Annotated in this window: 29 protein-coding genes; 5 read left to right on the top strand and 24 right to left on the bottom strand. The window is 63.8% G+C overall.

What is annotated here, in order from left to right:
• Positions 1 to 161 precede the first annotated feature (161 nt).
• The gene (locus GB927_RS31715) at positions 162 to 884 is read left to right on the top strand and encodes a FadR/GntR family transcriptional regulator (protein WP_256121191.1); all 723 of its coding nucleotides are present in this window, start codon (positions 162 to 164) and stop codon (positions 882 to 884) included.
• Between the two features lie 267 nt (positions 885 to 1,151).
• Here GB927_RS31715 and GB927_RS31710 read toward each other — a convergent pair whose 3' ends face one another.
• The 11 genes from GB927_RS31710 to nirK form a co-directional block, all read right to left on the bottom strand.
• Entirely contained in the window at positions 1,152 to 1,445 is a 294-nt protein-coding gene (locus GB927_RS31710) for a type II toxin-antitoxin system RelE/ParE family toxin (RefSeq protein WP_256121188.1), read from the bottom strand.
• A complete protein-coding gene (locus tag GB927_RS31705; protein WP_256121187.1) occupies positions 1,442 to 1,750 on the bottom strand; it encodes a type II toxin-antitoxin system RelB/DinJ family antitoxin in 309 nt (102 codons plus the stop codon). The genes GB927_RS31710 and GB927_RS31705 overlap by 4 nt, the downstream gene beginning before the upstream one ends.
• 145 nt (positions 1,751 to 1,895) lie before the next feature.
• Positions 1,896 to 2,600, bottom strand: coding sequence for a NapC/NirT family cytochrome c (locus tag GB927_RS31700; RefSeq protein ID WP_256121190.1), 705 nt, complete (start codon positions 2,598 to 2,600; stop codon positions 1,896 to 1,898).
• A 2-nt stretch (positions 2,601 to 2,602) separates the two neighbouring features.
• Complete coding sequence (locus GB927_RS31695; RefSeq protein ID WP_117372361.1) at positions 2,603 to 3,094, bottom strand: nitrate reductase cytochrome c-type subunit; 492 nt, start codon at positions 3,092 to 3,094, stop codon at positions 2,603 to 2,605.
• Positions 3,064 to 5,568 carry a periplasmic nitrate reductase subunit alpha gene (gene napA / locus GB927_RS31690; protein WP_256121186.1) on the bottom strand — a complete coding sequence of 835 codons (2,505 nt, stop codon included), beginning with the start codon at positions 5,566 to 5,568 and terminating at the stop codon, positions 3,064 to 3,066. Before napA ends, GB927_RS31695 begins: the two co-directional genes overlap by 31 nt.
• Positions 5,569 to 5,581: 13 nt before the next feature.
• Complete coding sequence (locus tag GB927_RS31685; protein WP_256121185.1) at positions 5,582 to 5,827, bottom strand: chaperone NapD; 246 nt, start codon at positions 5,825 to 5,827, stop codon at positions 5,582 to 5,584.
• On the bottom strand, positions 5,820 to 6,320 hold the full coding sequence (gene napF / locus GB927_RS31680; RefSeq protein WP_117372365.1) for a ferredoxin-type protein NapF: 501 nt from the start codon (positions 6,318 to 6,320) through the stop codon (positions 5,820 to 5,822). The genes GB927_RS31685 and napF overlap by 8 nt, the downstream gene beginning before the upstream one ends.
• A 10-nt stretch (positions 6,321 to 6,330) precedes the next feature.
• Positions 6,331 to 6,510: a periplasmic nitrate reductase, NapE protein gene (gene napE, locus GB927_RS31675; protein WP_314092394.1), complete on the bottom strand. Its 180-nt coding sequence runs from the start codon at positions 6,508 to 6,510 to the stop codon at positions 6,331 to 6,333.
• Between the two features lie 263 nt (positions 6,511 to 6,773).
• Entirely contained in the window at positions 6,774 to 7,469 is a 696-nt protein-coding gene (locus GB927_RS31670; RefSeq protein ID WP_117372366.1) for a Crp/Fnr family transcriptional regulator, read from the bottom strand.
• Between the two features lie 71 nt (positions 7,470 to 7,540).
• A complete protein-coding gene (locus GB927_RS31665; protein WP_256121183.1) occupies positions 7,541 to 8,455 on the bottom strand; it encodes an SUMF1/EgtB/PvdO family nonheme iron enzyme in 915 nt (304 codons plus the stop codon).
• Between the two features lie 131 nt (positions 8,456 to 8,586).
• Positions 8,587 to 9,729: a copper-containing nitrite reductase gene (gene nirK, locus GB927_RS31660; RefSeq protein ID WP_256121182.1), complete on the bottom strand. Its 1,143-nt coding sequence runs from the start codon at positions 9,727 to 9,729 to the stop codon at positions 8,587 to 8,589.
• Between the two features lie 218 nt (positions 9,730 to 9,947).
• Between nirK and GB927_RS31655 the strand changes: the two genes are divergently transcribed.
• Positions 9,948 to 11,165, top strand: coding sequence for an NnrS family protein (locus GB927_RS31655; protein ID WP_256121181.1), 1,218 nt, complete (start codon positions 9,948 to 9,950; stop codon positions 11,163 to 11,165).
• Between the two features lie 39 nt (positions 11,166 to 11,204).
• On the opposite strand, the gene GB927_RS31650 is transcribed toward GB927_RS31655, so the two are convergent.
• From GB927_RS31650 to GB927_RS31635, 4 genes are read right to left on the bottom strand one after another with little or no spacing between them, the layout of a single operon-like run.
• Positions 11,205 to 11,504, bottom strand: coding sequence for a metal-sulfur cluster assembly factor (locus GB927_RS31650; RefSeq protein WP_117372370.1), 300 nt, complete (start codon positions 11,502 to 11,504; stop codon positions 11,205 to 11,207).
• 5 nt (positions 11,505 to 11,509) lie between these two features.
• On the bottom strand, positions 11,510 to 12,025 hold the full coding sequence (locus GB927_RS31645; RefSeq protein WP_245409287.1) for a DUF2249 domain-containing protein: 516 nt from the start codon (positions 12,023 to 12,025) through the stop codon (positions 11,510 to 11,512).
• Positions 12,025 to 13,383 carry a hypothetical protein gene (locus GB927_RS31640; protein WP_256121180.1) on the bottom strand — a complete coding sequence of 453 codons (1,359 nt, stop codon included), beginning with the start codon at positions 13,381 to 13,383 and terminating at the stop codon, positions 12,025 to 12,027. The genes GB927_RS31645 and GB927_RS31640 overlap by 1 nt, the downstream gene beginning before the upstream one ends.
• Before the next feature lie 25 nt (positions 13,384 to 13,408).
• On the bottom strand, positions 13,409 to 13,690 hold the full coding sequence (locus tag GB927_RS31635) for a DUF2249 domain-containing protein (RefSeq protein ID WP_117372374.1): 282 nt from the start codon (positions 13,688 to 13,690) through the stop codon (positions 13,409 to 13,411).
• A 225-nt stretch (positions 13,691 to 13,915) separates the two neighbouring features.
• Between GB927_RS31635 and hemN the strand changes: the two genes are divergently transcribed.
• Positions 13,916 to 15,268, top strand: coding sequence for an oxygen-independent coproporphyrinogen III oxidase (gene hemN / locus GB927_RS31630; protein WP_117372375.1), 1,353 nt, complete (start codon positions 13,916 to 13,918; stop codon positions 15,266 to 15,268).
• Positions 15,269 to 15,326: 58 nt separating this feature from the next.
• Here hemN and GB927_RS31625 read toward each other — a convergent pair whose 3' ends face one another.
• The 6 genes from GB927_RS31625 to GB927_RS31600 all read right to left on the bottom strand — a co-directional run bounded on the left by GB927_RS31625 (position 15,327) and on the right by GB927_RS31600 (position 20,920).
• Positions 15,327 to 17,225, bottom strand: a complete 1,899-nt coding sequence (locus tag GB927_RS31625; RefSeq protein ID WP_256121179.1) for a nitric oxide reductase activation protein NorD — start codon at positions 17,223 to 17,225, stop codon at positions 15,327 to 15,329.
• 9 nt (positions 17,226 to 17,234) lie between these two features.
• A complete protein-coding gene (locus GB927_RS31620) occupies positions 17,235 to 18,038 on the bottom strand; it encodes a CbbQ/NirQ/NorQ/GpvN family protein (RefSeq protein ID WP_160862024.1) in 804 nt (267 codons plus the stop codon).
• A gap of 64 nt (positions 18,039 to 18,102) precedes the next feature.
• Positions 18,103 to 19,449 carry a nitric-oxide reductase large subunit gene (locus tag GB927_RS31615; protein ID WP_256121178.1) on the bottom strand — a complete coding sequence of 449 codons (1,347 nt, stop codon included), beginning with the start codon at positions 19,447 to 19,449 and terminating at the stop codon, positions 18,103 to 18,105.
• 24 nt (positions 19,450 to 19,473) lie between these two features.
• On the bottom strand, positions 19,474 to 19,926 hold the full coding sequence (locus tag GB927_RS31610; protein ID WP_160862022.1) for a c-type cytochrome: 453 nt from the start codon (positions 19,924 to 19,926) through the stop codon (positions 19,474 to 19,476).
• A 156-nt stretch (positions 19,927 to 20,082) separates the two neighbouring features.
• Positions 20,083 to 20,358, bottom strand: a complete 276-nt coding sequence (locus tag GB927_RS31605; protein ID WP_160862021.1) for a cytochrome C oxidase subunit IV family protein — start codon at positions 20,356 to 20,358, stop codon at positions 20,083 to 20,085.
• Between the two features lie 7 nt (positions 20,359 to 20,365).
• Positions 20,366 to 20,920: a cytochrome c oxidase subunit 3 gene (locus GB927_RS31600; RefSeq protein ID WP_420853720.1), complete on the bottom strand. Its 555-nt coding sequence runs from the start codon at positions 20,918 to 20,920 to the stop codon at positions 20,366 to 20,368.
• A 100-nt stretch (positions 20,921 to 21,020) separates the two neighbouring features.
• On the opposite strand from GB927_RS31600, the gene GB927_RS31595 reads away from it, so the two are divergent.
• Positions 21,021 to 21,185 (top strand): hypothetical protein, encoded by a 165-nt coding sequence (locus GB927_RS31595; protein WP_202402867.1) that lies wholly within the window; start codon positions 21,021 to 21,023, stop codon positions 21,183 to 21,185.
• Positions 21,186 to 21,194: 9 nt separating this feature from the next.
• Positions 21,195 to 21,656, top strand: a complete 462-nt coding sequence (locus GB927_RS31590; RefSeq protein ID WP_256121177.1) for a hemerythrin domain-containing protein — start codon at positions 21,195 to 21,197, stop codon at positions 21,654 to 21,656.
• Between the two features lie 8 nt (positions 21,657 to 21,664).
• Here GB927_RS31590 and ubiV read toward each other — a convergent pair whose 3' ends face one another.
• Genes ubiV through ubiT form a run of 3 tightly spaced genes read right to left on the bottom strand, consistent with a single transcriptional unit; the run spans position 21,665 to position 24,086 of the window.
• Positions 21,665 to 22,603, bottom strand: coding sequence for a ubiquinone anaerobic biosynthesis protein UbiV (gene ubiV, locus GB927_RS31585; protein ID WP_160862018.1), 939 nt, complete (start codon positions 22,601 to 22,603; stop codon positions 21,665 to 21,667).
• Between the two features lie 8 nt (positions 22,604 to 22,611).
• Complete coding sequence (gene ubiU, locus GB927_RS31580) at positions 22,612 to 23,589, bottom strand: ubiquinone anaerobic biosynthesis protein UbiU (RefSeq protein ID WP_160862017.1); 978 nt, start codon at positions 23,587 to 23,589, stop codon at positions 22,612 to 22,614.
• A complete protein-coding gene (ubiT, locus tag GB927_RS31575; protein ID WP_160862016.1) occupies positions 23,580 to 24,086 on the bottom strand; it encodes a ubiquinone anaerobic biosynthesis accessory factor UbiT in 507 nt (168 codons plus the stop codon). The genes ubiU and ubiT overlap by 10 nt, the downstream gene beginning before the upstream one ends.
• Positions 24,087 to 24,156: the final 70 nt, after the last annotated feature.

Genomic DNA, 24,156 nt, shown 5'->3' with positions numbered 1-24,156 from the left:
CCTAATCGGCCTGCTGCTCTTCGCCTTCATCCTGCTCCAGAAGGGCCTGATCCAGCTCACGGCGCGGCGGAGGCGATATGCCTGACGGATGCGCCTTCGCAACGACGTTTCAGCGCTTAGGAGAGGGGGGAGCTGTGCGCAAAAAGGGCCTGCTCGAAACGATGGTAAGCGGAGCGGTGGCACATACCAGCCACTTGCAGGTCGTCACCGAACTCGGCAAAGCCATCGTTTCCGGCGAGTTTCCTGTCGGAGCCACGCTGCCCCGCGATGTCGAGCTTGTAACCCGCTTCGGGGTGTCGCGCACCTTGCCGCGCGAGGCAATGAAGACGCTCGCAGCCAAGGGGCTCATTGTGCCGCGTGCCCGCATCGGCACGCGCGTGACCTCAAAAGACCAGTGGAACCTCTTCGACGGCGACATCCTTACGTGGCATTTCGCCGTTGGCGTGGATGAGGACTTCCTCTTGCATCTCAGTGATATCCGCGGCGGTTTCGAGCCGCATGCCGCAGCACTGGCCGCCCGTGAGGCCAGCGAGGCGGAAATAAACCAGATGATGCACCTTGCAGTAGCCATGGGCGATCCGGATCATACCCCGGAAACGCTGGCGCTCGCCGATCTGCGCTTCCACCTTGCCGTCATGGAGGCTTCGCATAATCCATTCATGCGCACCGTAGGAAACCTTATCGAGGCGGCACTTGCCGGGGTGTTCAAGCTGAGTTCACCGGCCGGCGACCGGAGAAAGATTGGCGACGTCGCGGCCAATCACATACGGATCGTTGAAGAAATCCGTCGCCGCGACGAGATGGGCGCTCGGCAAGCGATGGAGAACGTTATCAGTGTCGGCCGGAGGCGCATTCTTTCGAGAAAGGGTGATCAAGGGGATTGAAGGCTGTCAAATTCTAACTCGCTCGATTGGCGCAACCTGCCATAGATACCATCACGAGACGGCCGCGCCCGTGCCATAGCCGGCTTCCAAGGCAAGAGTGGTTGTCGCCATCCAAAGCGATGCGACATTGGTGGGGTTTTCATAGCGGTTGGCTTTCAGAAGGATACTGAACCGTTTTCTGACTAAAGAAACAAGACACCGAATTCACGTTCGCATTTGCCTCAGCCATAGGGGATACGAACCGCCGCCCCGCTGATGGGAGTCGAATCACCCACCTGGCAATGAGTCCGGCCATTCCTGCGCACCATGTAGGACGCGAAGAATACGGATCGTTGTCTCGGCAACGGTATATGCCACGATATAAGGCGTGCCGTTGATCAAAAGTTCGCGCGTCCCAGCAATCCTACCAACTCGCCCGCTAGCGGGAAAATCGATCAGGCGACGAGTGGCGCCCACGATCCGTTCGTCGATCAAGATGGCGGCTGAAGGATTGACTGCCTCAATATATGTGAAAATGCTGTCGCGATCCGATAATGCAAACGCAGACAAAGTGAGCTTCACGATTTGGATGCAACGGATTTGCGACGGGCCGCTGCTCGACGTTGCGCAAAATGCGAATCGACTTCTTCATCGGACACATCTGGTCGAGTATCGTTCAACGCTTCGAGCACCCTCGCGCGAAACCAAGCATCGTGCGCTTCGCTTCCCGAAAGAAGCTCAAGTGGCAGCGCACCCTCGTTGGCTGTACGGGTTAGCAGAATACGGACCGCATCAGAAACCGTAAGTCCCATGCTCTCAAGCACGGCGGAGGCACGGTCCCGAACGTCGGAATCAATGCGTGTTTGGACAAGAGCGTTTGCAGCCATAGCTATCTCCCACATCTAAGGAGATAGTAATGCAATTGCATGACAAACTCCAGAGTGGAACGCAAACCATTTTCGCGCCGCCATGTGCTAATTAAGCTCTTGAACGGATATGAACCAAAAACCCCTACTTTAACCAACGCAGACCCTAAAATGTCATTGAGCCATGTGCGCTTGCAACTGCCTTGCGCAGATCCCCGATGGCATCACTCGATGCCGCGGGCAGCTCCTGGCCCTCGAGATCCTTTGGCATCTTCCAGCCTGGTTCGACGCCCTCCATATTCGGCAGTTCATGGGCAATGCCCTTGTGGCAGTCGATACAGGTCGCCTTGCCCGGCAGGAGATACTTCGAGTGGATGTCGGCGGCCCGTTGCGTCTGCTTGGTGAAGTCCATCGCCGCGGCGGAATGGCAATTGCGGCATTCAAGGCTGTCATTCGCCTTCAGGCGCGCCCATTCGTGCTTGGCCAGCTCCAACCGCTTGTCGAGGAATTTTCCACGGGTGTTGATCGTGCCGAAGATCTTGCCCCAGACCTCCTTCGAGGCCTGCATCTTGCGGGCGATCTTGTCGGTCCACTGGTGCGGCACATGGCAATCCGGGCAGGAGGCGCGCACGCCGGAGCGATTGGTGAAATGCACCGTATTGGTCAGCTCCTGATAAACGTTGTCTTTCATCTCGTGACAGGAGGTGCAGAATTTTTCCGTATTGGTCAGTTCCAGCGCCGTGTTGAACGCGCCCCAGAACATCACGCCGCCGACGAAGCCGCCGAGCGTCAGGAAGGCGAGGCTGAGCGTTGCCGCCGGCGTCGTCAGAATAGTCCAGACCCAGAGCAGGATTGCCTTGATGCGCGCCATCATCATTCGCTTCCCGCACCGGTGACGCCGAGCTCGCTCATGTCCTTGAACGTGTTGCCGACAAGCGGCTTCTTGTCCGCCTGCGGCACATGGCAGGCGGTGCAGAAGTAGCGCCGCGGCGAGACGTCGGCGAGCATCTGGCCTTCACGGGTCATGTAGTGGGTGACGCTGATCATCGGCGCACCGGCATCCTGCGAGAACTCTCGCTTGTGACAGGACAGGCAGCGGTTGGCATTGACCGACAGCTGGTAACCGTCGATCGAATGCGGAATGATCGGCGGCTGCTCGGGGTAGGCGCGCATGCGCCTGATATCGTCGACGATCCACTTCGGCAGCGGATCGGCCGGCACCTCCTGCATCTTGTCTCCGTCAGGGCCGGAGAGCTGCGGCACCATCTGCGCCATGGCGCTGGTGGCGATCACGGCGGCGCTGAGCGCGGCCAGCAGCCATCCTCTGGGGAGGGTTATGCGACGGGTACGATCTTGACTGCGCATTTCTTGTAATCCGTCTGTTTCGAGATGGGATCGGTAGCGTCGAGCGTGACCTTGTTGATGAGCTGGCTGGCATCGAACCACGGCACGAAGATCACGCCTGATGGCATACGGTTTCGCCCGCGCGTCTCGACGCGCGAACGGATTTCGCCGCGCCGCGAGATGATGCGAATTTCCGAGCCCTGGTTGAGGCCGCGCTTGCGCGCATCGTCGGCATTCATGAAGCAGCGCGCGCCGGGAAATGCCTTGAAGAGTTCGGGCACGCGCATTGTCATCGAGCCGGAATGCCAGTGCTCGAGCACGCGGCCGGTGACGAGCCAAGTATCGAATTCGGCATCGGGCGATTCTGCCGGCGGCTCGTAGGGCACGGCGATGATCGCCGCCCTGCCGTCCTTGTTGCCGTAGAATTTCACCCCTTCGCCGGGCTTCACATAGGGGTCGTAGCCCTCACGGTAGCGCCACAGCGTTTCCTTGCCGTCGACGACCGGCCAGCGCAGCCCGCGCACCTCGTGATAGGTGTCGTAGGGTGCAAGGTCATGACCATGGCCGCGGCCGAAGGCGGCATATTCCTCGAACAGGCCCTTCTGGATATAGAAGCCGAAATGCTGGGCCTCGTTGTTGGCGTGCTCAGGCTTGACCTCGCTGATCGGGAATTTCGCGACGTCGCTGTCGGCATAGAGCACCTGATAGAGTGTCTTCCCCTTGTAATCGGGGTTGGCAGCGAGGATGTCCGCCGGCCAGACCTCGTCTGTTGTGAAGCGCTTGGAGAATTCCACCATCTGCCAGAGGTCGGAGCGCGCCTCGCCCGGCGCCTGCACCAGCTGATGCCAGACATGGGTGCGCCGCTCCGCATTGCCGTAGGCCCCCTCCTTCTCCACCCACATGGCAGCAGGCAGGACAAGGTCGGCGCTCATCGCCGTGATCGTCGGATAGGCATCCGACACGACGATGAAATTGTCCGGATTGCGATAGCCCTGATAGGTCTCGTTCGAGGTGTTCGGACCGGCCTGGACGTTGTTGTTGACCTGCACCCAGTAGAAATTGAGCTTGCCGTCCTTGAGCATGCGGTCCTGCTGGACGGCGTGGTAACCCGGTTTTTCCGGGATGATGCCGTGCGGAATGCGCCAAATCTCTTCCGCATGTTTGCGATGTTCCGGATTGGTCACCACCATATCGGCCGGCAGGCGATGGGCGAAGGTGCCGACCTCGCGCGCCGTGCCGCAGGCCGAGGGCTGGCCGGTCAGCGAGAACGGGCTGTTGCCGGGTTCGGAAATCTTGCCCGTCAACAGATGCAGGTTGTAGACCATCTGATTGGCCCAGACGCCGCGCACATGCTGGTTGAAGCCCATGGTCCAGAGCGACATGACCTTACGATCAGGGTCGGCATAGAGCTCGGCGAGCTGCTTGAGGAAGCCGGCCTCGACGCCGGTCATCTCGACCGCCTTTTCCAGCGTGTATTCGGACACGAAAGCTTTGAACGCCTCGTAGTCGATTGCCTGGGTCTTGGCCGGGTCGGCGGAATTGGCCGCCTTCACTTCGACGGGGTTATCCGGCCTCAGGCCATAACCGATATCGGTGACACCGCGCACAAATTTCGTGTGGTTCTTGACGAAATCCTCGTTCACCCGACCGGTCTGGATGATGTGATTGGCGATGTAGTTGAGGATGACGAGGTCGGTGCCTGGCTTGAACACCATCGGGATATCGGCCAGGTCCATGCTGCGGTGGGTGAAGGTGGAGAGCACCGCCACACGCACATGGTCGTGGCCGAGCCGCCGGTCGGCAATGCGGGTCCACAGGATCGGGTGCATCTCCGCCATGTTCGAGCCCCAGAGCACGAAGGCGTCGGCATGTTCGAAATCGTCATAGCAGCCCATCGGCTCGTCCATGCCGAACGTGCGCATGAAGGCATAGGCGGCTGAGGCCATGCAGTGGCGGGCATTCGGATCGAGATTGTTCGAGCGGAAGCCGGCGCGCATAAGCTTGGTCGCGGCATAGCCCTCGAAGATCGTCCACTGGCCGGAACCGAACATGCCGAGCGCCGTCGGACCTTTTTCCTTCAGCACCTTCTTGGCCTGTTCGGCCATCACGTCGAAGGCCTCTTCCCAGATCACCGGCTCGAACTCACCGTCCTTGGCATAGGTACCGTCGCGCTTGCGCAGGAGCGGCGTCGTCAGGCGATCGGCCCCGTACATGATCTTGGAGAGAAAATAGCCCTTGATGCAGTTCAGGCCGCGATTGACCTCGGCCTGCATGTCGCCATGGGTGGCAACGACCTTGCCTTCCTTGACGCCCACCATGACGCCGCAGCCCGTGCCGCAGAACCGGCACGGCGCCTTGTCCCATTTGATTTCGAGAGCGCTCACGCCGCCCGGCACCGGCTGGGCGGCCGCCGGCAGTGCAATGCCGGCCGCCGCCGCAGCGACGCCCGCCGCCTGGGCCTTCAGGATGTCACGCCGCGTCAGTTCGCTGCCCATCAGCCTCGTTCCCTTACATTTCGACATGTTCGAAAACCATATTTGCCGCGATCACACCGTCGAGGAGCGAGATGCGCATCAGCGTATCGCCCAGCACCCCGGTCGACGGTCCCTCGATGACGATGACGATCTTGCCCTTGTCTGCGCCATGCACCTCGACATTGTCGAAGCCGGCAAGGGCGGCCAGCACGCCGTCGATCCCGCCGGGCTTGGTGGCGATGACCGCGCTGGAAATGTGATGTTGCCGCCGCTCATGCATAGGCGGCCTCCGCGCTCTGCGGCACGATCGAAACCGCGCTGACGGGACAGACGGAAATACAGGCGCCGCAGCCCGTACAGGCCGCGGCCGTCAACTCTGGTACGAAGGGTCCGCCAAGCACCGGACGAAACCGGATCGCGCCGGTGGGACAGGCGTCCCGGCAGGCCTGACAGTCGACGCGCTGGAAGGGCAAACAGGACGTGGCGATGGCGACGACGTGATCGAATCGGGTCACCGCGTCCTCGGCAAAGACAGGCTCGGGACAGTGCTCCGCGCAAGCGCCACAGAAAGTGCACTCGCCTGCGGCGAAATCGAGTACAGGGCGATTGTCGACGAGGCTGACAATGCCGGTCGGACAGTGTTCGACACAGGCACCGCAACCAGTGCAGTCGGCGCTCGCCGCATCCAGCATGCCGGGAGGCCGGATAGAGACGGCCGCGCTCCGCCTGCTGCCTTTCAGAAAATCACGCCGGGACAATGCTTCCTGCCGCATGGCCATGCCCTCAATGGCTAGGCGGGCCGGGTGGCCCGTAGATGATCTGGAAACCCCACACGAGGAAGCCATACCCCCCAACGATACCAACGGCGAGGATGGGCCAGATCCCGAAGGCCAGGATGAGGAACGTCAGCAATTCGCGGCGCCGGCTGGATTTCGGCGCGGGCGGCGACGGATGATCTGTCAAGACGTCGGACAAAGATGCTTACCTCCGGCGACAATTCATTGCCGCGATACTAGCATCCATCCCCAAGAAAGAAAGAATAATAAACTATACTTTTTCTATCATAATTATATTTGTGTAATGTCAAATCTGGATATGTCGACAGAAATACATCGAAGTGCGAATCATTCCTAGAAAAACGCCGATAATTTAAGATAAATATTATAATAAATAAGAATAATTCAGAATTTACTGAATAATGACGCGGTAAAATAAACACCAGAACGTCAGTCGCGGCCACCGTCCGCGAGAGCGGCAAGGCCGGCCATATCCCTCACCAGAAGCTTCTGGCGACCACCCTCGACAAGGCCCTGCGATTCCCAGGCACTTAGGATGCGCGAGACGGTGTGCAGCGTCGTGCCGGTCATTTCGGCAATGTCCTGCCGGGAGATCGGGAAATCGATACGCACACCCTCGCCTTCCTTGCGGCCGGCCTGCTTGGAGAGCCTGAGCACGGCATGCGCCACGCGGCGCTCCACCTCCTGCGTCGACATTTCCCGGATGCGGGTGTGCGCCTCTTCCAGTCGCTGGCCGATCGTCTGCATGGCGCTGACGGCAAGGCGGGGGTTCTGTTCGACAAAATGCGGCCAGAGATCTGTCGGCCAGCCGAGGATGACGCTTTCCGTCGCGGCCTTCGCGGTGCCCGGATAGTCGGAGCGCTGCAAAGCCTTGGCAAAGCCGAAGAGATCGCCGGGATGCACGACGCGCACGATGATCTGCTGGCCGTCCTCCGTCACCTGCGTCACCTTCAGGCGACCGTGCAGCAGCAGGAAGAAGCTCGCCGCCTGCTGGCCCTGCTCGAAGACGGCATCGCCCTGCGGCACGCGGCGCGCCGTCGCGTGATTTAGCAGCCTGTCGAGATCCTCGTCGCTCATCCTGTCGAACAGGGCAAGCGACCGGACGACGGTCCGGTCAATCTTCACAATCGTTTCCCTTTGCGTGCACCGTCATCGGTGCACCCGGCTTCTATCATGCCTCTCCGCCGGCAAAAAGTTCAGAACGCAAGTCCGCGCGTTTTCAACCTGGCAAGAAGCGGGGCGTACCAGCGTGTATCCTTGACCAGCCGGAAGCCGACATTGTCAGGCGGAACCCCGACCGCGCAACCGCCGCCCTTCGGGTTGCGTACGAACGAACTCAGCGCCGCCCGGTGCTTGCCGCTCGCGACATAGATGCCGCAGGACGACACGTCGTTCACGACGGTACCGGCCTTGTCGAGATTAACGCGCCGGTTGCAGGTCGCCGTCCACTCCCAGATATTGCCGGCGAAATCCGCAAAGCCGTATTCGTTCTCGCCGAAACGGCCGAGCGGCTGCGGCACCGGATCACGCGACGCCTTGCGCGCCGCCTCGCGGTTATAGTCGGCGAGCCAGCGATCGGCCGGATTGGTGCTGTTGATATCGACGCCGAGCGCATCGTCGGGAAACCGGGACCCCGCGGCAAAAGCAAGATCCTGGTCGGTCGGCAACACCCAGACCTCGCCGGTGCGCGCACTCAGCCAGCCGGCATAGGCGATGGCATCATCATAGCTGACGCCGGTCGCCGGTGTCGTGGTGGCATCGTGAGGTGCAAAGCCCGGCTCGGCCGCCGGACAGACGCCGTCGGCCACGCAGCGGCCATAGTCGGCAGCCGTCACCTGATATTTCATGATGGTGAGCGGGCGGCGCATGGTGACGCTCTTCACCGGCCCATCGACGGCAAAGCCGTTGCGGAAGAACTCGCCGCTGTCGCGATACTCGAAGCGGCGCGGCGCGATTTCCACCGTCAACGGCTCGTCCAACACGGGGCCGGTAGCCGCCAATCCGATAAGATCAGCCTTGATCGCGAGCGTGCCGGCAAGTGCCGCCAGCAGCAGGGCGGGAAGCGCAAGTGATTTCAGGGGAATGCCGGGTTTCGATGTCAGCGCAGTCATGAAGGCCTCCTTACGCCTCGCCCGGACGATCGTTCGGCGTCCGGGACTGGGCGCCGATTGGTATGGGAATCGCAGCCTTGCGATCCGCAAGCGCGCCCGTCCCAAGACGGGCGCGCCTTTGTCGGGTGGTGTCAGGCGCCGCTGGGCGGTGTGACCGAGGTCATCAGGTCATCGTTCCAGTCGCCGGTGACGGCGAAGTGGCCGGCGGCACCCAGTTCGAAGGCCTCGATGAGGTTGTGGTTCACATAGGCGTAGATGCCGGGCTGCTGGAAGGTATAGTAGGCCGCGCCCGCCGTGCCGCCCGGAATGAACCAGGTTTCCTGGTCGACATCAGGTGGATTGTGGAACTTGCCGGTCTGCCAGACATAGTCGCCATGGCCGCCGATCAGGTGCGGGCGGGTGTCGCGGTTGGCCTGCGAATGCACGACCAGCACCCTGTCGCCCACCTTGGCCTTCAGCGCGTTGTCGCCCGTCAGTGCGCCCACGGCGCCATTGAAGACGATGTGGCTCGGGGTGAGGGTCCGCATGACCGCAAGCGTATCGTTATAGGCTTCGCCGACGCTGGCATATTTCTTGAAGTTGCCCTCGGCATCACGGGGGACATAAAAGTCCTGCTCGCCGACATAGTAGATGTGGTCATAGGTCAGCTCCTTGCCGTGGCCATCACTCAGGCCTTCGCGCGGCAGCACCATGATGGCGCCGTTCATGCCCGAGGTGACGTGCCACGGCACCATTCCGGGAGGTGCGCAGTGGTAGACGAAGACGCCTGCCTTGGTGGCCTTGAAGCGCAGCACGGTGCGTTCGCCGGGATTGACCACCGTCAGCGCGCCGCCGCCGAGAGCGCCGGTCGCCGCATGGAAGTCGATATTGTGCTGCAGCTCGTTGGTCTCGGGGTTGATCAGCGTCAGCTCGACATAGTCGTTCTGGTGCACCACCATCAGCGGGCCGGGAACCGAGCCGTTGAAGGTCATGGCGTGCACTTCCGTGCCCTTGTCGTCGAGGATCATCTTCTTTTCCTCGATCGTCATGGTGAACTCATAGACCTTCGGGCCGCCTTCGGCCTTCTGGGTGTGGGCGTGCACGAAGGGCGGCTTGACGAGCTCGACCTTCACGCGCTCCAGCTTGGCGATGTCGGCCGCGGTCGCCGCGGCGTTTGTTTCGACCGCGCCGCCTTCGGCGCGGGCCATCGACGCCGCAATGATCGGCGTCAGGACGCCGGCAAACGCGGCACCGCCGAGGATCGTGCGGCGGGTCATCTGAAACTGCTCGGTCATTGAATTTCTCCTTTTCGAAAGGACGGAGCGATGTGCCTATCGCCCGGTCCTCTCTGTTCTAGGAGCATTCGCGCCAACCTCTTTGTGGTGGGACAAACAGGCCCTTCCGGCCGCTGCGGCATTTTGGCAGATGCTGATTTGCTCTTTGCCATCTCGCAAAGAAAGAGCCCGATGGAGGCCCTAGAAACAGCTGACGATTGCAAAGGAAAGTGACATCAATGTCTGCAAATCCCCCCGTCAGTCCATCCGTCGGCCGCCCCGTGCCGCGCGGTCTTTCCCGCACCGGACCAGTGCTCTTCTCCTATGGGTTCCGGCCATTCTTTCTCGGCGGCGCGCTCTGGGCCATCGCGGCCATGGGTCTGTGGATCGCCGCGATAACAGGCCACATCACGATTGCCGAGACCTATGGCGCGCCCAACTGGCACGCGCACGAAATGCTGTTCGGCTTCGCCTCCGCCGTACTCGCAGGCTTCCTGCTGACGGCCGTGCCGAACTGGACCGGGCGCCTGCCGGTTTCCGGCTGGCCGCTGGCAGGCCTCTTTGCGCTCTGGTGCGCCGGCCGCATCGCACTTCTCACCTCCGATGCGATCGGCGTGGCCGTGGCCGCCACCATCGATGCGCTCTTCCTGCCCGTCCTGCTCGCCATCTGCACGCGCGAGGTGGTGGCCGGGCGCAAGTGGAAGGATCTGAAGGTTCTGGCCGGGCTCGCCGCCCTGTCGCTCGCCAATGCGCTCTATCACATGGCAGCCATTCATGGCGGGCACGACCCTAGGGCGATCCGCCTCGCCGTCGCCGCCTATGTCGTGCTGGTCATGATCGTCGGCGGGCGCATCATTCCAAGCTTTACGCGCAACTGGCTCAACAAGTTCGGCCGCACCGATTTTCCGGTGCCCTACAACACCTATGACATGGTCGCGATCCTCGCAGGTGCCGGTGCATTCGGCCTCTGGGCCATTCTCCCCGAGCACCCGGCAACCGCTGCTGCGGGCGCGGCCGCTGGCGCCCTCCATTGCATCCGCCTGCACCGCTGGCGCGGCTGGACGGTGGCACGGGACCGGATCCTCGTCATCCTGCACATCGCCTATATCTTCATCCCGCTCGGCCTTTTGGCTATCAGCCTCAGCGCATTGGGATATCTCGAAGAACGCTCGGTGCTGCATCTGCTCTCGGTCGGCGCCATCGCCTGCATGATGCTGGCGGTCATGACGCGGGCGAGCCTTGGCCATACCGGCCGCGCCCTGGTCGCCTCGAAGGTCACGGTGGCCTCCTATGCCGCCCTCATCCTCTGCGCGCTGGTGCGCCCGCTCGCGGAAATCCTGCCGGACCTCAGCCCCATCCTCTATGCTGCTTCGGGCCTGCTCTGGATCACCGCCTTCGGCCTCTACTGCCTGGAATATGCGCCCATGCTCGCGCGAAAACGCCGCGCACCGCTTTGAAATGCGAAAGGCCCGGAGGTTATCTCCGGGCCTTTTCGTTCATGCGACATCCAGCATCATCTGCGGCGTCCACGGCGGCTCGTAGGTCAGCCGCACCTCGGCATATTCGACACCCGGCACATACCAGACGCAGGCCTGCACCGCCTCCTTGAGGAAATCCGTCGCCGGGCAGAAACGTGTCGTCGTGGTCATGGTGACGTAGACGACCCCGCCCTCCTCCACCACGATGTCGTAGACCAGGCCGAGATCGACAATATTCTTGCCGATCTCGGGGTCGATGATCATGCGCAGGGCGGTGCGGATGTCCTCGGTCAGCGTGGCCTTGTCCATCTCGTTCATCGCCGTCAAGCCTCCCCGATCCGCACGAGGATGCGGTAGGCCGATCCCGTCTCATCGAAATTGCCGGCCCATTGGTGGCCGCGCTTGGTCAGCTCCGGGAACAAGAACAGCGGTTCGCGCGCCAGCACGGCGAAGAGCACCTCGCCCGGCTCCAGCGCTTCGGCAGCCGCAAGAATACGCACCATCGGCTCCGGCGGATCGAGATCGGTGAGGTCGAGATGTTCGGACGGATCCGGCCAGGTTTCGGGGCGATCGGCGTCGACAGAGGTCTCGACGGGCGCCGCGTCCTTCTTCGGCGTGAACAGCACCTCCCAGTCGCCGCCGTCGATCTCGCGGGCTTCATGATCGAAGCCACGCCCTTCCATCACACGAAACAGCGGCTGCGGACGAAACGTCGCAAGCAGCGTCAACGCCTGTCCGGGCTGCAGGTCTTGAACAGCCTGCATGATCGCCTGGAACGGCTCGCCGCCGCTGCGCAGGATCGGCCGCACGTCGAGCACCTTCGGTGTAATCTCGGACATCATTTATCTCCTTGGAAAGCGGATAGAGGCAGAAAGAGGCGCGGCCGCACCATGCCGGCAGGCGCACGTAGCGCAGCCGGCACGATGGAAAGGCGGCGCGCCCGGATGAATTCGCGGATCAGACAAAGCGTCGACAAAAGCTGCCCTGCGACGGCCATCCGGAAAAAGCCGGTCGTTCCGGCAGCAAGGGAGAGCACCGCGATGCCGACGGCACCGTAATAGAGACGGAACAGGATCAACGCGTGGCGCTCGTCGACGAGGTCCTGCACCCGCGGCACGGGCGCACGGCCCAGGACGGGGCCATAGGCCTCCAGCCAGGTGAGAAAGGCGACGATCTTGTAGAGCTGGGCAAGGCCGAGCCCGGTGAGCCAACCGAAAACGAACAGGTAGACGACCGCCGCCACCATATTGCCGGACCTGAGGGAGGGGACGTTGAGAAGGAGGATAGAGATGGCACACAAGCCAAGCGCCGCGAAACTCGCGCAAATGTTCAGTTCCGCCTGCTTTCGCTTCCGCCCACGATAGATGTGCAGGACATCCGCGCCGTAAAGCATGACGGCCATCAGCGTGAGCAGCAGCGCGGCGGCGAAAAGCAGCGCGGCACCGAAAATGCCGGACAGCACGAAGACCACCGCCACGACAACAAGCCCGACAGCCAAGCTCGCACCCCACCAGGCGGCGCGGCTGGTCGAACGCTCGACCTCCGGCGCCAGCAGAAACATCGAGAACAGCCGGTAGCTGACACCGACCGCCGTCGCGCTCAACCAGCCCCCGAGGCCAAGGGCGGCATGCAGCGCGACGCCATCGGCAACGAGCCGGTCGAGCAATGGACTTTCCGTGAAACCGGACAGGGTGGCCGTGAACGCAGAACCGATCAGGGCCGCGCCGACAAGCGCGGCAAGACCGGTGGCGACGAAGCGGGCGGGTAGCGGCAGAGGCCGCGCAGAAAGAAGCGTGACGGCGAGAATGCCGGCAAACAGGCCGAAACCGGCCAGAAGCATAACGCCGCCGATGGGCAGCAGGGCAAGCGGCAGGTCCAATGCCCCAGACAGCGCAACGAACCCGCCCAGAAGGCAGCCCAGCCCGCCGAGCAGCAGCAACAGGGCCGGCATGGCAAAACGCCCGCCGATGACAGGCCGGGCGATGAGCACCGGCACGAATTGCAAGAGCGCCCCGGCCATCAGCAGGCTCAGCCAGCCGATGGCGATGAGATGGACGACGACAAGCGTTTCCGGCGCGCTGATATCGGCAAAGGGATAGCCGTAGCCGGCCACCATCAGCCCCTGCCCCGCCACGAGCATGAGGCAGGCGGCGGCGAAGTAGGACATGGTCCAGCGGGAGAGCGTTGCGCCCGGCATGTCGGTTTGCCTCGCCGCAACCTGTTCAGTGTTCGGAACCGCAGCAGCAGTCGCAGCCGCCGCCGTCTTCCAGCCGGTCGATCTCGACGCGCCAGACTTCCGGACCCTGTTCGAGATAATCCCAGCCGAACTGGCCGGGGAAATTGGTCTCGAGCTGGTAGTGCAAAGGTCGCGGATCGTGATCGCTGGTGATCAGCATGGATTTGCCGGGCATCAATGCGCCAAGCATGCCGAAAATGCGCGGATGGCGTTCGCGCGGCGGAATGGTGCGCACGTCGATGAGGGGCTTGTCCAGGGTCTCAGACATGGTTTGGTGTTTCCGTCCCGGCCGTTCCGATACCGTTCCGGAAGGGCACGGCCCGACCCGACCGGAACCACCTGACGCTAACCCTACGCGCCGCCAGGCACTTTGACCCTGCGCAAACAATCGACGATTTTCAGGCCTCTTGCCGCGCTGCTTGGCATTTCGCAAAGAAGACTGCCCCTGCCGCTCCTACCCTTTCCGCAATCGACACACGAAAAGGAACGCGCCATGCAACAGGCCCTGATCGAGAAATACGGAGAGGCGCGGCTGCCGCGCTATACGAGCTATCCGACCGCGCCCGCCTTCGCTCCCGTCGTCGGCGCCGGCACCTATGGCGACTGGCTGTCTAACATCAAGCCGGGCACCGAGGCCTCGCTCTACCTGCACATCCCCTTCTGTCGGTCCATGTGCTGGTATTGCGGTTGCCACACCACCATCACCCAGAAGGACGCGCCGATCCTCGACTATCTCGACATGCTGCGACAGGAGATCGGCCTCGTCTCCGACCGGGTGGAAAACCGCATCAAGATGAAACACATCCATTTCGGCGGCGGCACGCCGACGATCATGCAGCCGGAGGAGTTCCGCGATCTCATCGGCCTGCTGCGCGCCCGCTTCGGCCTCGTTGCCGGCGCGGAGATCGCGGTGGAGATCGACCCGCGCACGCTGACGGCAGAGATGGCGGCAGCGCTCGGCGAGGCGGGCGTCACCCGCGCGAGCCTCGGCGTGCAGAGTTTCGATCCCGTCGTGCAGAAGGCGATCAACCGCATACAGAGCGAGGCGCAGACCGCCGAGGCCGTGACCCGGCTGCGCGCGGCCGGTGTCGGTGGCATCAATTTCGACCTCATCTACGGCCTGCCGCACCAGACGGTGCAATCCTGCATCGACACGGCGAAGGCGGCGGTCGCCATGCGGCCGGAGCGTTTCGCCGTCTTTGGCTATGCCCACATCCCCTCCTTCAAGAAGCACCAGCGGCTGATCGACGAACGCGCGCTGCCCGATGCCGCCGCACGCGCCGCGCAGGCGGAGGCGATTGCCGAAACACTCGTTGCCGCCGGCTATGTTCGCATCGGTCTCGACCACTATGCGCTCCCGAGCGATGATCTCGCGATCGCCGCAAAACGCGGCCGGCTGCGGCGCAACTTCCAGGGCTATACGACGGATACCTGCGAAACGCTGATCGGCTTCGGCGCCTCGTCCATCGGCCGCACGCCGGATGGTTATGTCCAGAACGAGGTGCCGCCCGGCCTCTATGCCCAGCGCATCGCCTCGGGTCGGTTGGCCACCGTCAAGGGATACCGGCTGACTGCCGAAGACCGGCTGCGCGCCGAAATCATCGAACGGCTGATGTGCAATTTCCGCGCCGACATCACAACCATCGCCGCCCGTCACGGTTTCGACGCGGCCCCCCTTTTGGACGGCAATGCGCGGCTGGCAGCGCTCGCTGATGACGGCGCCGTCGATATAAGCGGCGGCACGGTCACGGTGCGGCAGGATCATCGTTTCATCATCCGCGCCGTCGCTGCCGCCTTCGACGCCTATATCGACCAGTCGGCCCGCACGCACAGCAAGGCTGCCTGAACGCAAAAGGCCCGGCGTGGTGCGGCACGCCGGGCCTTTCTCGCAGATCCTGTGTCCTCTATCCCACAAGACCGCGATAGATCGCCGGCAGCGCCGCTGGCAGCCGGGCGATATTACTGACAATGGCGTAGCCGTTGCGGCCGAAGATGGCGGGCACATAGGCTTGCGCCTCCCGGTCGACCGTCACGCCGAAGACGCCAAGGCCCGTGCGCCGCGCGTCGTTGACGGCGCGGCGGCTATCCTCCAGCGCGAAACGCCCCTCGTAGTGATCGACGTCGTTCGGCTTGCCGTCCGTCAGGATCAGCAGCAGCTTGCGGCGGTTCGGCTGCGCGCGCAGCTTCGCCGCCGCATGGCGGATCGCCGGGCCGATGCGAGTGTAGAAACCCGGCTTCAGCGCCGCGATGCGCGCCTCGACGCCATGGCCCATCGGCTCGCCGAAATCCTTGACCGTCTCGACGCGCACCCAGGAGCGGCGGCGCGAGGTGAAGGTGAGGATGGAATGGCTATCGCCGCAGGCCGCGAGGCCATGGGACAGAACCAGCAGCGCCTCCTTCTCCACGTCGAGCACCCGGCGGTTGTCGAACCAGGCATCAGTGGAGAGCGACACGTCCACCAGGATGGTGACGGCGAGGTCATGCGCCTGCGGCCGGCTCATCAGGTGGATGCGATCGCTGCCCTGCCCGCCGGCGGCGAGATCGCTGCGCGCCCTGACCACCGCATCAAGGTCGAGTTCGGCGCCGTCGAGCTGCGCACGCAGCATTTCATGGCGCGGCCGCAGCACCTCGAATTGCCGGCGCACACGGCGGATGAGGCTTTTCGTATCGGCATCGGTCTCCGGGATCTCGGCCGCATCCGGCGCGGGCGCGGCCAGCACGCGGCAATGGTCCGGCAGATAGGTGGCCGTGCGATAATCCCATTCGGGATAGGTGAACTCGCCCGTCAGCCGCGTGCGGTCGAGCGCTTCCGGCGGCAGGTCGAGATCGAAGCGGAAGCGCGCGGCGGGACGCCCCTTGCGCTCGCCGAGCGTCATGTCGTCGAGTTCATCGGCAGCCGAGGAATCGTGGTCGTCGCTGTCGTCGCCGGGGCGGTCGACATTGACCATCTCGGCCATCGCCAAAATCTTCTCGAAGCGGTTGAGAATGAAGGGGCTGCGTTCGCTCTTGCGGTTCTCCGCCTTCTCGCGCAGCGCCACATGACGCTCCGTTTCCGGTGCGTCGGGGTTTGTTCCCGTGGCCGGCTGGTCTTCATCACCGCGTCCCTCACCCTCCTCGCGCCACAGCGCATCCGGCCAGAGCGGCACGGGAAGCATCGGCAGATAGCCGGCAGGTGCACGATGCGGAAAAATCACCGGCAGCATCTCGTCGGCAAGCCCCGCGCCTTCGCGCAGCAGGCTGAGAATGCGGTTCTCGACATGGCGCTCGACGGAGGGAAGCGGGCGGTGCTGGCGCGCGTCCAGCATGGCTGATGAAAGCCGGAGGTAGCGCTTTGCGAGGCCGGGAAAGGCCGCAAGTACCGCTTTCACCATCGCTTCCGCGCGCTGGAGAATGGCAAGGTCCCGCAGCAGCGGGTCACTTTCGGCAACAGGCTCGAGCGGCATCGCAGCCATGGCGGCGGCGAGCCAGACATAGAGATCGCGGTTGAGTGCGCGCTCCGGGAAAAGGTCGACTGCGCCGGGCAGCATGACGGTCGCGTGGTCGCGGCCGGGCTGCACCAGCTTCTCCTCGCCAAGCCCCATGCGCTGGCGCAACCGCAACCGATGCGTCGAGGTGCGCCCACGCGCCGGCGCGATCTGCACCGCGCCCTCCCCGCCGAAACCGCGAAAGCAGACGGCGAGCACCGGGCGGATATCCTCCAGCCGCACCGCCTGGTCCGGATGGCGCGGCCAACTGCCAGTCTTGCCGACCAGCCGGTGCCAGGCGCGGCCGACAGTCTCCTCAAGCTCCAGAAAATCCAGCATGGTCAGACCTCACCGGATCATCGCATCGGCAATTTCGAGGAGGGCGGCGCGCACATCGGGTTCGTCGGTCAAGGGCTCGATCATCGCCGCGCGCACAGCCTCGCGCACGCCCATACCGCTGTCGATAAGGCAGGCACAATAGACGAGCAGGCGCGTCGAGACGCCCTCTTCGAGGTCGTGGCCCTTCAACGCGCGCAGCCGGTGCGCCAGTGCGACCAGCGGCGCGACGCGCGCCTCGTCCAGCCCGCTTTCCGTGGCGACGACGGCGATCTCGGCGGCCTTCGGCAGGAAATCGAACTCGATTGCAACGAAACGCTGGCGGGTGGAAGGCTTCAGGGCCTTCAAGAGGTTCTGGTAGCCTGGATTGTAGGAAACGACGAGCATGAAGCCGACAGGCGCTTCCAGCACCTCGCCGGTGCGCTCCAAAGGCAGGATGCGGCGGTCGTCGGTCAGCGGGTGCAGCACCACGGCAACGTCCTTGCGCGCCTCGACGATCTCGTCGAGATAACACACGCCGCCCTCGCGCACCGCGCGCGTCAGGGGACCATCGACCCAGACGGTATCGCCACCCTTTAGCAGATAGCGGCCGGTCAGATCGGCGGCGGAGAGGTCGTCATGGCAGGAGACCGTCGAGAGCGGCAGGTTGAGCTTTGCCGCCATGTGGCTGACGAAGCGGGTCTTGCCGCAACCGGTCGGGCCTTTCAGCAGCAGGGGAAGCTGGCGTACCCACGCCTTTTCGAACAGTTCGCATTCGTTGCCGGAGGGACTGTAAGCCGGAATATCCGCGCGGGCGGCCTTGAGCATGACGGTCATTTCGATCTCCAAGTCTTATAGAGGAAAAGTGCCGGCCCCGTGGGATGACGGGGCCGGCCAGCGCTCACTCGGCGGGTTGGACCATCCGCGTGAGGCTGTCGGTACGCTCACGGCCGGGCACCAGCACGGCCCAGATGAACATCAGCGCCGAGACGAGCACGACCACGCCCGAGCCGAGGCGGACCCAGTAGAACAGTGCCAGCTGGTCCTGCACGTCCATGAAGCTTTCGCCGAGCACACGCTGGAGGTGGATCTGCACGACGCCCGCAAAGGTAAGCGCGAAGGTCATGACCGACATGGCTGTGCACATGATCCAGAAGCTGACGATCGAGAGCCACTGGTTATAGGGCTGGCGACCACGGATCTCCGGGATGGCATAGGCCATCATGGCAAGGTTCAGCATCACATAGGCGCCGAAGAAGGCGAGGTGTCCGTGGGCGGCCGTCATCTGCGTGCCGTGGCTGTAGTAGTTCACCGACGACAGCGTGTGCAGGAAGCCCCAGACGCCCGCGCCGAAGAAGGCCATGACCGAGCAGCCGATCGACCACAGCAGGGCCGCCTTGTTCGGATGGTTGCGGCCGGCCTTCCAGGTCATCACGAAGGTGAAGATGACCATGGTGAAGAAGGGCGCCACTTCCAGCGTCGAGAACAGCGAGCCGATCCACTGCCAGTAGCCCGGCGCGCCGATCCAGTAATAGTGGTGGCCGGTACCCAGAATGCCCGAGAAGAGCGCCAGGCCGACGATGACATAGAGCCACTTTTCCACGACCTCGCGGTCGATGCCGTTAAGCTTGATCATCAGGAAGGCGAGCACGGAGGCCATGATCAGCTCCCAGACACCCTCGACCCACAGATGGATGACGTACCACCAGTACATCTTGTCGAGCGCGAGGTTCGCCGGGTTGTAGAAGGCGAAGAGGAAGAACAGCGCCAGACCCCAGAGACCGAAGAGCAGGATGTTGATGACCGTGGTCTTGCGGCCCTTCAGCGCCGTCATCGTGATGTTGAACAGGAACATCAGCACGACCACGACGATACCGACCTTGGCGATGAAGGTCTGCTCGAGGAATTCGCGGCCTTCATGGATGCGGAACATGTAGCCGACGACCGTCAGGCCCGCCGCGACGAAGAACATCCAGAACTGCGCGATCGCGAGCCTGGGGCTGTAAAGCTCCGTCTCGGTCTCCTCGGGGATCATGTAGTAGGTGGCGCCCATGAAGCCCATGAGCAGCCAGACGACGAGCGCATTGGTGTGGATCATGCGCACGATGTTGAAGGGCAAGAGTTCGGACAGTGTATTGGGCAGCACATAGATCGTGCCGGCCACGACGCCGAAGAGTACCTGGGCGAGGAAGAGGCCGAGCGCGCCGTAAAAATACAGCATCGCGACCTTTTGCGTTTGATATTTCATGTCGTGTCTCCTGAGCGCAATCGGTCAACCGGCATCGTTCGGCGGCCAGTTCTGGGTCTTGATCTTGCTCGTCCATTCGAGGAAGTCGGCGAGGTCGTTGACCTCCTGTTCGGTAAGGTTGAACTGCGGCATCTGCCGCCGGCCTTCCGCACCGCTCGGCTGGGCGGCCATCCAGGCCTTCAGCGCCTCGCGTGCGCCCTCCGGGTCTTCCACGCCGCCATAGCGCTTCCACACATTGCCGAGCTCGGGCGCGAAATAGGCGCCCTCACCCAGCAGCGTGTGGCAGTTGATACAGGCGTTCTTTTCCCAGACGTGTTTGCCGCGCGCGACGCTGTCGGTCAGTGTCGTCTCGTCGGTGGATACCGTGCGCATGTAGTAATGCGAATGGGCGGTCAGCCCCACGAAGATCGTGAAGAAGAAGATGGACCCGCCATAGAAGACGTTGCGGGCCCCGGTCTTGGTTAGGCGCTCTGCCATCCCCTGGTCCTTTCCTTGGCCAGAACCCCTCGGGCACCGGCGTCAAACCCCGCGAAACTGGGTGCCGGCGATCCCCTCGCCGACGATGCGGGACGCTCCGTTCTAGCGCCGCATGAAAAGGCTTCTTTGCGCGCAGGCAAAGATCAGCGCGGTTCGTCAGCCGATGAGCGCGACGGCGACGGCGCGCAGGAGCGCGAGCGAGAGCAGCACCGCCGGCCAGGCGAGCAGCGCGGATCGGAGGACGCCGCGCTGCGCCCGCAGCTCCAGGAAATCGAGGATGACGATACGTCCCTTCGCATAGGCCATGACGAGCACGGCGGCGATCGGCACCAGCAGGCCGCCGCCGAGGCCGCCGACGAAGGCACCGCCGAGGGCGAGCGTCAGCAGCATGGCAAGGGTGGCGATGAACTGTTCGCGGGCCTGTCGGGTCATGGCTGCCTCAGGTGAGATAGACGATGGGGAACATCACGAGCCAGACGAGGTCGATCACGTGCCACAGCGTCGCGATCATTACGACATTGGCCCGCGACGGACGCCAGGCGACGAGGAGGAGGATGCCCGTGCCGAAGACGACATGCAGCAGGTGGAAGCCGGTGACGAGGAAATAGAGTTCCGCAAGCGTGCCGGCTCCGCCGATGCCGGAGCGGATTTCCACCGTATATTCGGCGATCTTCACCGCCGCGAAGGCGAGGCCGAAAAGCGCCGCAAGCATGAGGGGACGGCGGACCGCACCCGCGCCGCCGCGAACCGCCAGCGCCGCCTGCCAGCCGCTGGAGACGAGAAGCACGGTGTTGAGGGCCGCAAGCCCCGGATGGAGATGCGAGCGGAGAAGGGACGCGCCGCCGGCATCCACCACCGTCGTCACCAGAAAGGCGACGAGCAGCGCGCCGAAGGCGGCAAGCTCGCTCCACACCAGGATCCAGAGCAGCAGGCAATCGCCTTCCCCGCTCCTAGCCTTCCGGACCGCCATGTCCATATCGTCTATCGTCGCCATGGCCTTTCCTAGCGCAGGCGCCCGCGGCCTTCTTTGCGCCGGCACAAAGAGCGGCGATGGCGGGTGCTGCATGATGGCGGCAAAACGAAAGGACCCTTCCATGACTTCCATGACGGATGCGCAGTTCGGCCTCCTCGTCGCGGCGCCGGTCATCGCCGGCTTCGCCCTGATGCTCTATCGCATGGGCGTGCTGCAGGGAGCCGGAACGTTCTCTGCCGTCGGCGCCTCGGTGGTCATCGCCGCCGTGCTGTTCTTCGGCCAGTAGGAGGCGGTGATGAACGTCCCAACCCTTGCCGCCGCCGATATCGGCCGGCTCGAAGCGCTTCATCGCGACCTGCTCGACCTGTGCCTGCGCCTTGAAGCGGCGGCGGGCGAGCCGGGGCTGGCCGGAGAGCTGTGCGAGCTTGCCGATACCGTTCCGCCGCTCCTCGGCGCCGTGCACGAGCTTGAGGAACGCCTGCTCTTTCCCGATTTCGACCGGCACGCCGGCTCGTGTTTCGCCGCTATCGCGATCGAGCGGCTGAAGGCGGAGCACCGATGCGACCGGCTCGCGGCCGACGAACTGTCGCTGACGCTGAAGGCCGTCGCCGACGATCGCTGCGGGCTCTCGCCGCAGACGGTTTCGCGCATGATCGGCGGCTTCCAGGAGAGCCTGCGCCGCCACGTCTTCTCGGAACAGATGATCCTGGAAGCGCTTCTCTCGGCAAAGGCGGAAGCGCGCGACGTCTTCGCCTGAGCCGCCCCTCAGTCGCGTCCCGTCGCCGCATTCCGCCCGCGCGAAACCCAGGCCGCGCCCTCCTGCCTGTGCAGGAAGCCATTCGAGAAGCGCACGCCGGGATAGACCCTTGCCAGGCCCGCGATCGCCTCTTCGCCGTCGATCCGGCCATTGAGCAGCGCACGGTAGAGGCCCGCCACCTCGACCATGTCGCAATCCTGCGGCGACAGCCGGATGCGTGAAAGACCCGCCTCGACCAGCGGCGCCAGATCGTCGACAAGCACCACGCAACTGTTCGACATGGTCTGCACGCCGTTCAGCACGAGGAAGGACTGGCGGTCGAGCGTGCGCAGCGGCAGGCTGTCGGGTTCCTCGCCGCAGACGAACTGGCAATTGTCCTTCGTCAGCCCCTTGGAGCGTGCATGGGCGCAGCGCGCCGAGATGGCGAGAGGCATGCGGCCGAAGGCAAAAATCTCGAAGGAGAAGTCCGGCATGGCCGCCAGCATCGGATGGATGGATGCAGCCGGCAGTTCCGGCGGCAGGCAGATGTTTTGCGCCCCGCGGGCGGCGAGCAGCCGCGCGGTCGCCGCATTGTAGACGTTGACCAGCGGCCCGATCGCATGCGGCCTGCCCTTGAGGAGGCCGAGCGCCGAAAGGTCGTTGGCTTCGATGGGGTGGATGCTGTCGGCGATCAGGTCGCGCACATGGCGGCTTTCCCGCGGCAGCGTCACCATGGCGAGGGAGGAAAGCGTCACCCGCTTGCCGGCCGCCTCCAGCCGCTCGACGACCTCGGCGATATGCGGCTCGCTGAAATGCTGGCGTTTGGAACAGACCGTTTCGCCGAGCGTCACATGCTCGACCGCCGCCTCGTCCGCGATGCGGAAATAGAAATCGCGCCATTTCGGCCCGTCCCAAAGGAAATAGACCGGCCCGAGGCTGAGCGCCGGCTTGCCCGCATTTGTCGTCATCTCGTCTCCTATCGCCAGCGCTTGTCATAGGCGCCGGCGGTGGTGCGTTGACCCTCGCTCATCGTTCGCAACCGGGCGACGAGCACGGCCCGTTCCGCAGGCGTCGCGTCAAGTGCCTTCTTCAGCGAGGACACCACTTCCGCGACATAGGCCTTGCCGCGCTGGCGGCCCTCGATCTTGAGTGCCGAGACGCCGGCCGCCCTCAGCGCGTCGATCTCATCGATCACGTCGAGCGAGACCGGATCCTCGAAGGCATAACCCTCGACGCCGCCAACATCGAAACGCCCCTTGCAGAGCGTCGGATAGCCGGAGGCCTCGCCGGGGCCGAAACGGTTGATCGTATAGGCACCCAGTTCGGAAACGAGATCCGCCCCGTCCTGCCGGTAGCGCACATGACTTGCCGGCGAGCAGACGCCGTTCATGTTGGGCGATTTGCCGGTGGCATAGGAGGAGAGCGAGCACCGCCCCTCCGCCATGACGCACAGCCCGCCGAAAGCAAAGACCTCGACCTCGCAATCGATCTGCCGCGTCAGCCGGGCGATGTCCTGCACCGTCAGCACGCGTGGCAGCACGACGCGCCTGGCCCCGAAGGCTTCGACGAGGAAACGGATCGCATCCGCGTTCGAGGCAGACGCCTGGACGGAGACGTGCAGCCGCTGCTGCGGGTATTTTTCCGCCACATAGGCCATCAGGCCGAAATCGGCCAGGATCAGCGCATCGGCGCCCAGCGCCACGGCATCGTCGGCAGCCGAATACCACAGCGCCTCATCGCCCGCCCGCATGAAAGTGTTGAGCGCGACGAAGGTCTGCACGCCCTTGCGCTGTGCCAGCGCAGTCGATTGGCGCAGCTCCTCGCGACTGAAGTTCAGGCCGGGGAAGTTACGGGCATTGGTCTCGTCGCGAAAGCCGCAATAGACCGCATCGGCACCGGCCTCCACCGCCTCGCGAAAAGCGGCGGGCGTGCCGGCGGGGCAGATCAGTTCCATGTGGTGTCCCTTCCTTCCAGCGCTTTGCTGCGAATGAATCGTGCCGTGCCCGCAACCAGGAACGAGAGCGGCCCGGCGAGCCTGCCAAGTTCGCGCGGCAGGTCGATGGCGCTGTCGTCGAGCGCATTGCGCAGCGCCAGCATGGCCTCCATGTCGCCGGTAACCGAAAGCTCGCGCGAGAAGAACAGCGCATCCGCATCGCAGCGGCCTTCGAGCAGGCCGAGCAGCAGCAGCAGCGGCCCCTCGACGCGCGCATCGGCTTGCGGCGGCTGCCCGCGTGAGACCGCCAGCGTTTGCGCCGCCGGAACGACGGTGAAATGGAGCGGCAGGTCGGTCGGGGAAAAGCAGTAGCGCGCCTGGCGATAGGTGCCGAGCCGTTCGAAAAGATCGGGGTGGGCCTTCAATACACCGGAAAAGATCAGGCGCGCCACCCGCTCCACCAGCCAAAGGGGGGCGACGTCGACCGGTTTTGCGAGAAAGAGCGGAAGGGATTGCATGCGGCTAGCCTTGGAGAGAAGCGTCAGGCCGAACCTAGGGAGCCCGGCGGCAAAGGAGTTTGCGCCAGGT

Source organism: Shinella lacus (genome assembly GCF_010994755.1).
GTDB classification, from domain to species: domain Bacteria; phylum Pseudomonadota; class Alphaproteobacteria; order Rhizobiales; family Rhizobiaceae; genus Shinella; species Shinella lacus.
Note: the sequence above shows the minus strand (reverse complement) of the source record. Positions and strands in the feature narration are given on the sequence as shown.